Consider the following 11,063-nt stretch of genomic DNA (forward strand, 5'->3'; position numbering starts at 1 on the left):
GGCCCCGACCCCGGGCCGGGACGGGGTCCCCACGAGGGAAGACCGACACTCCGCGCGTACGTTGTGGAGGTGGGTGTGCGTGGACGCCGTCGGAAAGCCGCGTACGATCCGCAGGTGGCGGCAACGAGTGCGCTGGTGAGTCCTTTACGGACCTGCGATCAAAACTGCCGGACACAGGGAGCCGAAGACGTCCCCTGAACGCCTTCTTTCTGCCACGATTCCGAGTGGGTGGGGCTCGGAGCCCAGCTCTCTCCGCCCAGAACCTCCGCCGGGGGGACCCCCAACCGGCACGCCTAAGACCAGTGGGAGAGTCACGGTGTACTTCGCCGCACTGCTCGCGCGCACCGAAGACGGGTGGGAAGCGAGCGACACAGAGCTCGACGATGTGGAGACGCTTGCCGACCTGGCCGACCTGGCCCGGGAGGCCTCGGCCGACGACGACACGGTGCTCGTCCTCCTCGAGCAGGAGGACGCGTGGTTCGGCGTCGTCCGCGTGGACGGCGAGGACGACCCGCGTATCTACGTCTCGGACGCCGCCGCCGCTGCCCGCAGTTCGTACGGCGAGATCCTGCTCACCGACGAACTGCTCGGCCGGGAACCCGGAGACGACGGCACGGACCTGGACTCCCTGGACCTCGACGGCACGGAGGACGGCGAGCCCGCGTCCGCCGGGGACGACGAGGAGGGGGAGTCGCCCTCCTCCTCGGAGACCATCACGCACGGCCCGCTGGGCGACGGCGAGATCCTCGACGACCTGGGTGTCGGCGCCAAGGAGCTGCGCGCCCTGGACGCGGAGGACGCGCTGAGCGCGATCGCCGAGGCCCTGGGCGCCTCGGAGGTGCTGGAGACCGTCCGCTGACCCCGCCCCACCCGCCGGACGAACCGGAGCAGCCGTCCCGGGCGGCTCCCGCGCGCCCGGCGCCCCTCTACGCCCCCGGCGTGCCCGACCCCGTACGTGACCCCTGGCGGGGGGCGATGCGGCTCGCGCTGGAGCAGGCGGGGCGGGCCGTGCGGGGCGGCGACGTGCCCGTGGGCGCCGTCGTGCTGGCCGGTGACGGCACCACCGTGCTCGGCGCCGGGCACAACGAGCGGGAGGCCACCGGCGACCCGACCGCGCACGCCGAGGTGCTCGCCATCCGGCGGGCCGCCGAGCACACCGGACAGTGGCGGCTGTCCGGCTGCACCCTGGTGGTCACGCTGGAGCCGTGCACGATGTGCGCGGGCGCGGCCGTCCTCTCCCGCGTGGACCGCGTGGTCTACGGCGCCCGGGACGAGAAGGCGGGCGCCGCCGGCTCCCTCTGGGATGTCGTACGGGACCGGCGGCTCAACCACCGTCCCGAGGTGATCGAGGGCGTGCTCGCCGACGAGTGCGCGACCCTCCTCACCGAGTTCTTCCGGACCCGCTGAACAGGATGCGCGATCGGCGGGCCGGTCGCCCCGAAACGGATTTCTGACCACGCCCTCCCGTGCTGTAAGGTCTCCCTCGGTAGCGTGTCCGAGCGGCCGAAGGAGCTCGCCTCGAAAGCGAGTGTGGCGCAAGTCACCGAGGGTTCAAATCCCTCCGCTACCGCTGGTAGATGAAGGGTCCGGCTCGATGAGCCGGACCCTTCGCGCATCTCCGTCTCAGTTTCCGTCTCAGTTGACCGGTGCGAGCACCCCAGCCGCCCCGTCGTCATCGTCGCCGGAACCCTCGGCTCCCGGCTCCCAGATGAGCCCGTCAACCTGCCGGGCGACGTCCACCCGAACGGTATCCACCATGTGCTGATACCGCGCAGCCATGGCCGTGGTCGACCACCCCATGAGGCCCATGACGGCGCGCTCGGAGACTCCGAGGATCAGCAGCACCGTGGCGGCGGTGTGGCGGGCGTCGTGCAGGCGGCCGTCCCTCACCTTCGCGTCGGCCAGCAGCTCCTTCCAGTCGTCGTAGTCGGTGCGGGGCGGGGTACCGCGCCCGTCAGGGGTGGCGAACAGCCAACCCTCATCCGCCCACTTCTCGCCCGCCGCCGCCCGTTCGGCGTCCTGCCTCACCCGGTGGGCCCGGAGCAGGTCAACAAGCTGCGCCGGCAGGCCGACCGACCGCCGGCCCGCTCGGGACTTCGTGTCGGCCGTCTCCGGGTTGGTGCGCTGGCGCTGGGGGCAGTACCCAGCCTTCCGGCCGCAGGTGTCGCCGCATCCGTGGGCGTAGCGCGGGCGGCGTCGACTACGGCGGACCATCAGAACGCCCCGCTCCATGTCCACGTCCGTCCACTTGAGCCCCAACGCCTCACCCTGGCGCAGCCCGAGAGCGAGCGCGACGGCCCACCGAGCGGAGTTGCGGCGGTCGTCGGCAGCCCGCAGCAGCCGTTTGACCTCCTCAACGGTGTACGGCTCGATCTCCTCTTCGCTCACCCGTGGTGCCTTGGCGAGCTGCACCGGATTGCGGGTGAGATGGCCTCGCCGGACCGCCTCATTGAGCGCGGTGCGGAAGGTGCGGTGGATCTGGTGGATCGTGCCGGCCCGGCGGCCGTCCGCCTGCATCCGCCCGTAGAAACGCTCGATGTGCTCGGGTCCGAGCTTGTCGAGACGGTGGGCGCCGAGCGCGGGAATGAGGTGCTTCCGCACGGCGACGCCGTACCCGACCATCGTGTTCTCGTTCACCGCGAGCGGAGCGATGGTCTCGACCCAGTGGGTCAGCCACGCGCCCACCGTCCAGGCGCGTCCCGCCTTGCGTACCGACCCGCCGTCGCGCTGCTTCTCCAGCTCGCGGACGGCCGCCGTCACCTCCGCTCGGGTCTTGCGTTCGACGTGGCGGCGGTCCGGCCTGCCGTCGTCGCGGATGCCGACGGTCACGCGGCCGTGCCACTTGCCATCTTTGCCCAGGTAGATGGAGCTGCGGCCGTTGGGCTGTCGAGTGCGCTTCTTCTCTTCCGCCACGGGCGGACTCCTTCGGGTTGGGGTGTACGAAAACGGCAGGGACGCCACCCCGCCGGGGTGGCGTCCCTGTGGTGATGTGCTCAGGCGGCGCGCTGCGCGGCGCGGCAACGCGCGACGTACGCGGCCGGGGCGTCGACGGGGATGCGACGCAGACCACCGACCGGGATGGACTCCAGCTCCCCGGTACGGATGAGCCGGTAGCAGGTGGTGCGGCCGATACGGAGCCGGCGGGCGGCCTCTTCGACGGTCAGGAGAACCAGCGTCGGGTCATCGGCGGTGGGCGGCAGGGCGGTACTCATCGGGGTGACCTTCCTACGCGACGGTTCGGGGTGCTCAGCCCCCTTCTCAGAAGTCCGCTACATCCGCTACAGCGCTACACCGCAGGTCAACAGGGGTGTTTTTGTAGCGGAGGGATGGCATGTAGCGGCTACGCGCGCTTGGCGGTGGTTCGGGCGTAGCCGCTACACGCTCGGGTGCCGCTACAGATTCACCGGCTCTGAGCTGGGCTGTAGCGGCGTAGCGGATGTAGCGGAGTCCTGCGGGGGCGGGCAGTAGCGGGACCACGCGTCGGTGAGGTCGGCGGCGTGGAAGCCCTTGAGGACTCCGCCGGCGGTGCGGATGTTGCGGGACCGGATCGGCTCGTTGTCCGCCGTCATGTACTCCCCGAGCATCCGCGACAGGCGCCGGTTGTCGAGCGGCTTGCCGTCCAGGTCGGCCCACGGGGCGTCGTCCAGGGCGTTGAGCCGGTCGATGATGGCGATGGTCGGAAGCCGGTCGACGCCGATGAGGACGTGATCGCGCAGGTCGGTGAGCAGCCGGATACCGAGGCTGTGTTTGTCGGTGGTCTGCGCGGCCTTGACCAGCGCCAGGCATGCCGCGCGGGCCCGGCGGGGCCAGTCGCCGCCGGCCGCGTCGGCGACGGCGAGCAGGGGTTCCCACACGTCCGCCGGCCGGTCGGTCACCCCGTCCGGCATGTCCGGCCATGCCCCCACGACGGACGCGCGTGCCTGCTCCGCCCACGCGGCGAGCCGGTCGCGGAGCTTGCGCCCCTCTGCCTCGTGGATGCGGGCGCGGAAGGCTTCCACGCGTTCGTTGCGGGCGCGTCGGCGCATGCGGATGACGACCGAGCGGGTCAGGATCGTGTCGGGCAGCGAACCGAGACCGGCGACCGCGACCGCGCAGTACGACGGGAACGCCTGCACGGTCTGATTACCGCCGTCTCCGATGCATCGGTACGTGACCCCCGACCGGCGGTGTCCGGCGTTCAGGAACCCGCGCAACTCCTCGTTGTCCCCCGCCTTGGGACCGAAGATCGTGTCGATCTCGTCGAACAGGATCGTCGGGCGACCGTCCGCCCCCGACACGGCCCGGAACAGAGCGGCGGCGGACGCGTTGACGGCGACCATCGGATGCGGCACGAGAGTTTCCACGATCTCCAGTGCCCGTGACTTGCCCGACCCCGGCTCCGGGGACAGGAACGCCAGGCGCGGGGTGGAGTCGAAGCAGTCGAGCAGGTGGGCGTGGGCGTCCCACAGGGCGACGGCCACGAACGCGGCCTCGGTGGGGAAGACGTTGAAGCGACGGTGGAAGGCTTCCACCTCGTCCAGCAGCGCGGCCCCGTCGATGGTGGGGATCATGCGGCGTTCCTCCGTTCCGGCGTGGTGGGGGTCCGGGTGCAGCCGGCGGTGTGGGCGGCGTAGTCGGTGACCAGCACGGCCACCGCCTCCCGCCCGCGGGCGGTGCGGGTGTGTCCGCACGCGGGTGCAGCCGGCGGTGTGGGCGGCGTAGTCGGTGACCAGCACGGCCACCGCCTCCCGCCCGCGGGCGGTGCGGGTGTGTCCGCACGGGCAGGCGTAGGCGGCGGTCGGGGTGTCGCCGTGCCGCGTGGACCAGCGGGCCCCGTCCTCGTGGTCGCGGTAGACCGGTGGGGCGTAGATGCGGATACCGGGCCGCGCGGGCGTGGGGTCGGCACCCGGGTGCGCCCCGGCGGGGAACCGGTTCGAGCGGGAAAGAGCAGTGACGACGCCCTTACGGGCGGCGCCTTTCGGCTCGCCCACGGCCGCCGGGGGCGGGGCCGGTTCGGCGGCGTGCGGCCCGTCCGGGGTGGTGGTGCTCTTCAGGCGGGGATGCGGGCGTGTGCTCATGCCGCATCCCGCCTGACGGGGTTGTGGGCGATGGACCAGTTGAGCGCGCTGCGCAGGGTGGAGCGGCACTCGGACGCGGACAGTCCGGCCGCCTCGCCTGCCTCCTGAAGAGCCTGCTCGACCACGTGCCGGGGAAGGTCGCCCCACGCGACGAACCGCCCCACGGCGCGCGCGGCGCGGAACAACGTCGCCTCGCGCTGCCCGTGTTGAGCCGCAGCCACGTTCCGCGCCTCGCTGGCGAGTGCTACATCCGCATACCTGCGGGATTGCCCCGTTACGGCCACCGAGGGCGCGTGAGACGCCCTGGGAGCCGGTCGCAGGATGCTTTGCAGCCACGACGGCACAGGGACCGCCACAGAGCCGCACAGCGCCTCGTACGGTCCGGCCGGGGTGATACTGCCCGCGGCGACGACGTAGCCGCCCCACGCACGGGTGTCGACCGAAGCGGCCACGGTCCCGGCCGTGTTGGCGTACCGCGTGCCCTGGGGGGCGGTGAAGTACAGGTGTTGTCCGCCGCTGGGGGTCCGGGTCCGGTGCGTGGTGGGGACGGCGTGCCCGGCGCGCTCGCAGAGCGCTGCGAAGGTCGCCGCGCCGTCAGGCGCGTCCGTACTGCCCTTGTGTTCGGGCGTGTCCAGGTCGATGACCAGCAGCCCGGAGGGGCCGGTGGCGATACCGACGTTGAACGGCGCCCGCGACCACGCGGTGCGGATGCGGTCCGGGTCGGTCGTGGCGCGCTGCTCCCACTTCACGTGCCCGGCCTGGCAGGGCCCGGTGCGGGTGCAGGTCTTCTCCCCGTGCAGCGCGGGGACCTTGCTGCCGGGCCGCAGGGGGAAGACGTGCCAGCCGCGGGCGGCGGCGTCCAGCGCTGCGGACAGCAGCGCTGGACGGGGGGTATGGGTCATGCTGGAGGTCTCCAGTTCCTTGGATGGGTGCTGGCAGGTCAGGGCGGCCCCGGTTCTTGGCGGAGTGGGGGCCGCCCTTGGCGTGGCTAGCCGTGGAAGTGGTTGCGCTTGAAGATGGCCTTGCGGATGTTGACCGTCGTCCCGTCGCGGTGGCCGCTGGCGCTGAAGACCTGCACGGCGATCCATCCGCCGAAGATGACAGCGGCCAGGGTGATGAGCTGGGTGATGAGCGCGGTCAGGGCGGTGATGAACGTGGTGAGCAGCAGCAGGCCGCCGCACACCGCGAGGAACCCGACGCCCCCGAGCGCGACGTTCACCGCCGCGCGGGAGACGGCCGGCTTCGCGGTGACCGGCTCGGGCCGGGCGGGCTCGATGGCGTAGCCGGTGACGACCCGGCCGTCCGGCAGGACGATGCTCGCCACGGCCGGGATGCTGCCCGGCTGGACGGGCACGAGCGGCGCCGCGACCGGCACGGCGGGCGGGAGCGGGGTGGGCTGGTGGACTTCCACGGCCCGCGCGGCAGGCGCGTGGCCGGTGCGCTCGGGATACATGCGGAATCCCTTCCGGGGTCGGTTCAGGGAGGCGCAGGCACCCCCTTCCGGGGGCGCTGGCGAGGGGGTTTCGGGGGGTTGACCTGGGGTGCCTCCCTGCCTCCTTGAATGATCATTTGTGCAGGTCAGGGCCAGGGAGGCGGGTCAGGGAGGCGGTCAGGGAGTTCTCCCTTCCTCCCTGACCCGTGACAGGTTGGCTCCCTGCCGTCAGTCGGCGGAAGCGGAACCCTCGGTGTCGCGGTTGGCGAGGGCGCGCAGCACGCGGTCGCGGCCGACGACCATGCGGCCATCGGACTTGTACGGCTCCGCCCCGGCCGCCTCCAACACGCGCTTGAGGTCGCCGGGCGTCCAGTCGCCGTAGGCGTCGGCGTTGAGCGCCGTGAGCCGCTTGAGCACGTCCGCGGTGAGCACGCGCGCCGTGGTGCCGAGCACGCCGGCGATGTCCGCGAGCGGGTCACGGTCCTCACCGCGCTCGATGACGTGCAGCGTGGTCACGCCGTCCCGCAGCCGCTTGGCCCGCTCCGCGACCTCGGTCGCGGTGTCGGTGTCGATGTAGTGCGTGCGCACCGTGATGGAGGACTGGCCGGCCGGAATGGCGATGCCGTCCGAGGCGACCACGACCGTGCCCTTGTCCAGCCCCGGACGCAGCAGGTTCGGCGCGGCCCCGCCGTCCACGGCCTTGTCCCCCAGCGCCATGCGGGCCTGCGACTCGGTGCCCAGCGCGAGGGAGGCGCGGGTGTGGGCGCCCTCGCGGACCAGCTTGGGAAGGTTCTGGTCGGTGGGGTCCTGCGTGCCCTGCCACAGCAGCACGTTCACCGCACGCCCCTGATTGTGGATCTTCCGCGCGGCCATGAAGTACCGGCTCGTGGCCTTGGAGCCGCCATACGGGCGCTTGTCGGCGTCGACCAGCGGGCACATGAACGCCACCTGCGCCTCGTCCACCAGCAGGATCAGCGGCGGGAACACCGTGCCGGGCGGTGCCTGCAAGCGGCGCTCCATCTCGTACACGCCGCCCTCGACCATCTCGGTCGCCTCGATCACGTGGTCATCGGTCGGCCCCTGGATCAGCACCGTGGCCAGCCCGTCGAACATGGCCCAGTCACCCGCGCCCTTGAGGTCGGCCACACGGAACTCAACCGACTTGTCCAGGGCGAGCCACAGGGCCAACGCCCGCAGCGCGGCCGTCTTGCCCTGGTTCGACAACCCCGTGATGAGCAGATGCCGCTGATACAGCGACAGGCTCGCCGCGTCGCCGCGCAGATCCTGACCCCACGGGGCGCGGCCCTTGGCGTAGTCGGCGGTCATCGTCTCGTCGGTGACCAGCGGCGAGGGGCCGATCGGCTCGTCCAGCGCCCCGGAGTCGGCAATCCACAGCCGGACCGTGCGGGCCGCCTGCGGGATCGTGATGAACACCTCGTGCTCATGCCGGGTCAGGTTCTCCGCGAGCTTCCGGCGCCGGTTCTGCACCTCGACCGTGGAGACCCCGGAGGGAAGCGTGACGTCGACCTCGACGCCGCATCCGGCAATCCGGATCGGCCCGAGCATGGACGCGCCGGCATCCCCCATCTCCTTGATGGCGTTGCGCAGTGCCGGCACTCCAAGGTCGCGCAGCGCCTTGACCACGATCGACGGGGTGATGGGCTCACCGTCACCGTTGCGGACAGCGGCCGGGAGCGCCCACTGGGGTGCGGCTTTCTGGTGGGCGCCGACCGACCACAGGGCGAGCAGGGCGAGAAACGGGCCGATGGCGATCGCGGGGCCCCACACCACTTGCACGATCGTGATCATCAGGTTGATGAAGCGGATGACCGCCATCAACGGCGTGACGACCTCGCTGGCGTCCTTGGTGGCCACCGCCATGACGATGCCGAGCACGACCAGGCCGCCGATGCCCATCCCGGCGCTCACGGCCGCGCCCTTGGCCGCGTCCAGCGGGGAGTGCAGCAGGTCCATGCGGCGGCGGTGGCGGGCCTCGCGGTAGCGCTGCCCGCGCTCCTCCCACTCCGCCGCCGCCTCGAAGTTCCCCGCCGCCTCCGCCGCCCGCAGCATCCGCTCATAGCGGGCGGCGGTGCGGCCGTCCCACGTGCGCTTGGCGACGATCCGGGCCCCGCCGGCCACGTACAGGCTGTGCCGGGCGGCGGCGCGGGCGGCCGTCTTGGTGTTCTCGTGCGTGACGGCCGTACGGATCGCGCGCCCGGAGCGCACCCACAACGGCACCGGCGACGCGGGCGCGGCCGGGGTGGGGTCGGGGACCACGGTCAGGGTGGTCACGGCCGCCTCGCGGGGGGCCGGGGTGGTGTTCTTGTGCAGGTGGACGACGTTCTCGGTCATGCTGAACGTGCTCCTGACTGCCCTTACACGGGCGGGAGTTGGGAGAGTGCCGGGGTGGCCGGGTCCGTGGCAGGCAACGGCCACCCCGGGCAGTCGAGACATGCGGGTCAGGCGGCGGGAGAGGCGCCCGCGGGCGCGCTCACCACCAGCCGGACGACTTCTTCGCGGCCTTCGCGGTGGCCGCCTCGTGGACGATGCGCTGCCGCTCGGTGTGCAGGGCGGTGATCTCCGCGATCAGCCGCGTCTCGGCACTGGTCCACGCGGACTCCAGGCGGCGGTCGGCGTTGCCGGTGCTGCGGCCCCGCACGATCCGGTAGGAGCCGCCCGCCATGGCCGCGAGGATCGCGCGCCGCTCCGGGCCGCTCAGCGGCCACATCTCGCGTTCGCGGACCGCGTCCAACTTGCGGTTGGTCTCCCGGATCGCCCGGTCCAGGCGGCGGGTGTCGGCCTTACCCATCTCAGACCCCCTTCCGGGTGTCGACGGTGGCGGGGAGCAGGGTGATCGCGCGGGACAGGTCGGCCGGCACCGCGCAGCCGCGCTCACGCAGCCACACGCCGATCAGCCGGTAGACCTCCGCACGCGGCGTGCACGCGGGCACGCTCACGTGCCCGGACACCCACGCCCGGCCCCGGCCGGGCACGCTCACCCAGCCGAACCAGTCGCGGGTCACCTCGCACGAGGCGGTGTTGTCGCTGGTCACAACAGACTCCAGGTCGGAGAGAAGAGAAGAGAGGGAGGGTTCAGGCGGCGGCGCGGTCGGGGAAGGCGCAGGGCACGCAGGTGCCGAGCGTGGGCGGGATGACGTATCCGGCATCCCGCCCACACCGCGGACACGTGCGGCGGGCCGCGTTCGCCCGGTCCAGGGCCGCCCACCTCGCCGGCGTCATCGGACGCACCGGCTTGGCCAGGTCGACGCGGTAGAGGTAGGCCACCAGCGGAGGTCTGCGGCGGCGCGGCCGTTCGAGCTGCGCGGCCACCGGCTGACCACCCGGACGCAGCCCGCGCGCCCGCAGTTGGCGGCGGGTGGCGTAACCGTCCGGGGCCAGACGCCACCGGAACACCGGCAGCGCCCCCATCACACCGCCTCAGCCGCCGTGGCCGTGGTGGCTCGGTCGGCCAGGATCGTGTCCCGGAGAATGCGCGCGTTCGCGGGCGAGGTGTGCAGCGCGCGGCGGATGCCCTCGGCCGTCACCTTCGCGTCCGGCCAGCCGGCCGTCACCGTGCGCGCCTCGGTGAGCAACTGATCCGGGGTCCGCTTGGGCCGGGTCGACTTTGCCGCCTCGGGGACCCGGTAGGTCGTCCGGCGCGGTCGGGTCGACTCAGCCGCCACCGAACCCCGGGCGATCGGGGTGACCGGGGCGGGGGCGATCTGCGCCAGCGGCTTGAGGGCCGCCGCTGACTTGCCCAGGTCGACCGGCACCGGATCGGGCACCACCACCGACACGGTGACCGGCGGCGGGGCCGATTCGGGCAGCTCAGCCGTAGACCGTTTCCTGTCGACCTGGGTTGATTCCTCCGCATTCGCGGTCAGGGCGGGAGTGGAGAACATTGCGGCAAGGGCCGCGTCCGCTCCGGTCGTCACCCGCTCGCGCTGCACGTCCAGCAGCATCGATCCGAGCGAGGCGTCCCCGACGCCGACCCTGCGGGCCAGCCGCCACGACTTCCGATCCGACCGCTTGCGAATCTTGCTGTCGGGGTGGTTGGCGGCGCGCGCCCGGTGATAGGCGAGCGCCTGCACGACGGCCGCCGCCCGGCGCTCCCCCTCGGCATCGCGGCCGTCCGTGTGGACGACGATGCGCCGGGCGAGGAACGCCATGCCCTCGGCGGAGACGCACATGCCCATGGGGGTCACGGCGTAGATGACGGTACGGCCCGGATCGGTGGCCGCCGTGGCGGCCATCACCGACGCGGCGGCCGGCAGGGCCCACAGCCCGAGCCGCACCGGCAGGGGCGAGGACTGGCCCAGCATGGTCAGCCCGAGCAGGACCAGCGCCAGAACGGCGGTTGCGCCCTCACCGGCCGCGACCGCACCCAACGCGGTCCCCTGCCCGTAGGCGCGCGAGATGTTGCTGAACGTCCCCACCCCGCCGGCCGCCCCGGTGGCGACCATCGGCACGAACGCGGCCGACAGCACCACCTTCTGCGCCGTGCTCAACCTCGTGCCGGGTGCGGCGCTCACGCTGCACCGCCCGGCTGGTTCACGCCGGCGCTGCGGTTGGCC

Annotated in this window: 12 protein-coding genes and 1 tRNA gene; 3 read left to right on the forward strand and 10 right to left on the reverse strand. The window is 72.6% G+C overall.

What is annotated here, in order from left to right; genetic code table 11:
• Positions 1 to 316 precede the first annotated feature (316 nt).
• From IE249_RS33885 to IE249_RS33895, 3 genes are all read left to right on the forward strand, one after another.
• Positions 317 to 859 (forward strand): tRNA adenosine deaminase-associated protein, encoded by a 543-nt coding sequence (locus IE249_RS33885; RefSeq protein ID WP_189711089.1) that lies wholly within the window; start codon positions 317 to 319, stop codon positions 857 to 859.
• Between the two features lie 116 nt (positions 860 to 975).
• Positions 976 to 1,407 (forward strand): tRNA adenosine(34) deaminase TadA, encoded by a 432-nt coding sequence (gene tadA / locus IE249_RS33890; protein WP_229859908.1) that lies wholly within the window; start codon positions 976 to 978, stop codon positions 1,405 to 1,407.
• 78 nt (positions 1,408 to 1,485) lie between these two features.
• Positions 1,486 to 1,570, forward strand: a tRNA-Ser gene (locus tag IE249_RS33895).
• A 65-nt stretch (positions 1,571 to 1,635) separates the two neighbouring features.
• Here the strand turns inward: IE249_RS33895 and IE249_RS33900 are convergent.
• The 10 genes from IE249_RS33900 to IE249_RS33950 form a co-directional block, all read right to left on the reverse strand.
• Positions 1,636 to 2,913 (reverse strand): tyrosine-type recombinase/integrase, encoded by a 1,278-nt coding sequence (locus tag IE249_RS33900; protein ID WP_189711093.1) that lies wholly within the window; start codon positions 2,911 to 2,913, stop codon positions 1,636 to 1,638.
• Positions 2,914 to 2,993: 80 nt separating this feature from the next.
• Positions 2,994 to 3,212: a helix-turn-helix domain-containing protein gene (locus IE249_RS33905; protein WP_189711095.1), complete on the reverse strand. Its 219-nt coding sequence runs from the start codon at positions 3,210 to 3,212 to the stop codon at positions 2,994 to 2,996.
• A 180-nt stretch (positions 3,213 to 3,392) separates the two neighbouring features.
• On the reverse strand, positions 3,393 to 4,550 hold the full coding sequence (locus IE249_RS33910) for a DUF3631 domain-containing protein (protein ID WP_189711145.1): 1,158 nt from the start codon (positions 4,548 to 4,550) through the stop codon (positions 3,393 to 3,395).
• Between the two features lie 503 nt (positions 4,551 to 5,053).
• Entirely contained in the window at positions 5,054 to 5,959 is a 906-nt protein-coding gene (locus IE249_RS33920; RefSeq protein WP_189711097.1) for a bifunctional DNA primase/polymerase, read from the reverse strand.
• Positions 5,960 to 6,045: 86 nt separating this feature from the next.
• Positions 6,046 to 6,510, reverse strand: coding sequence for a hypothetical protein (locus IE249_RS33925; protein WP_189711099.1), 465 nt, complete (start codon positions 6,508 to 6,510; stop codon positions 6,046 to 6,048).
• A gap of 207 nt (positions 6,511 to 6,717) precedes the next feature.
• Positions 6,718 to 8,841, reverse strand: coding sequence for an ATP-binding protein (locus IE249_RS33930; protein ID WP_189711101.1), 2,124 nt, complete (start codon positions 8,839 to 8,841; stop codon positions 6,718 to 6,720).
• A gap of 139 nt (positions 8,842 to 8,980) precedes the next feature.
• The gene (locus IE249_RS33935; protein ID WP_189711103.1) at positions 8,981 to 9,298 is read right to left on the reverse strand and encodes a hypothetical protein; all 318 of its coding nucleotides are present in this window, start codon (positions 9,296 to 9,298) and stop codon (positions 8,981 to 8,983) included.
• Position 9,299: 1 nt separating this feature from the next.
• Positions 9,300 to 9,542 (reverse strand): hypothetical protein, encoded by a 243-nt coding sequence (locus IE249_RS33940; RefSeq protein ID WP_189711105.1) that lies wholly within the window; start codon positions 9,540 to 9,542, stop codon positions 9,300 to 9,302.
• Between the two features lie 40 nt (positions 9,543 to 9,582).
• Positions 9,583 to 9,918 (reverse strand): RRQRL motif-containing zinc-binding protein, encoded by a 336-nt coding sequence (locus IE249_RS33945; protein ID WP_189711107.1) that lies wholly within the window; start codon positions 9,916 to 9,918, stop codon positions 9,583 to 9,585.
• Positions 9,918 to 10,952 (reverse strand): conjugal transfer protein, encoded by a 1,035-nt coding sequence (locus IE249_RS33950; RefSeq protein ID WP_229859909.1) that lies wholly within the window; start codon positions 10,950 to 10,952, stop codon positions 9,918 to 9,920. The genes IE249_RS33945 and IE249_RS33950 overlap by 1 nt, the downstream gene beginning before the upstream one ends.
• Between the last annotated feature and the right edge of the window lie 111 nt (positions 10,953 to 11,063).

Source organism: Streptomyces anandii JCM 4720, from assembly GCF_014650655.1.
Lineage (GTDB): Bacteria > Actinomycetota > Actinomycetes > Streptomycetales > Streptomycetaceae > Streptomyces > Streptomyces anandii.

Excerpts from the sequence above, each read along its gene's own strand:
- IE249_RS33925 (WP_189711099.1), bottom strand. The coding sequence starts at position 6,510 with ATGTATCCCGAGCGCACCGGCCACGCGCCTGCCGCGCGGGCCGTGGAA.
- IE249_RS33920 (WP_189711097.1), bottom strand. The coding sequence starts at position 5,959 with ATGACCCATACCCCCCGTCCAGCGCTGCTGTCCGCAGCGCTGGACGCC.
- IE249_RS33950 (WP_229859909.1), bottom strand. The coding sequence starts at position 10,952 with ATGGTCGCCACCGGGGCGGCCGGCGGGGTGGGGACGTTCAGCAACATC.
- IE249_RS33935 (WP_189711103.1), bottom strand. The coding sequence starts at position 9,298 with ATGGGTAAGGCCGACACCCGCCGCCTGGACCGGGCGATCCGGGAGACC.
- IE249_RS33910 (WP_189711145.1), bottom strand. The coding sequence starts at position 4,550 with ATGATCCCCACCATCGACGGGGCCGCGCTGCTGGACGAGGTGGAAGCC.
- tadA (WP_229859908.1), top strand. The coding sequence starts at position 976 with ATGCGGCTCGCGCTGGAGCAGGCGGGGCGGGCCGTGCGGGGCGGCGAC.
- IE249_RS33905 (WP_189711095.1), bottom strand. The coding sequence starts at position 3,212 with ATGAGTACCGCCCTGCCGCCCACCGCCGATGACCCGACGCTGGTTCTC.
- IE249_RS33945 (WP_189711107.1), bottom strand. The coding sequence starts at position 9,918 with ATGGGGGCGCTGCCGGTGTTCCGGTGGCGTCTGGCCCCGGACGGTTAC.
- IE249_RS33930 (WP_189711101.1), bottom strand. The coding sequence starts at position 8,841 with ATGACCGAGAACGTCGTCCACCTGCACAAGAACACCACCCCGGCCCCC.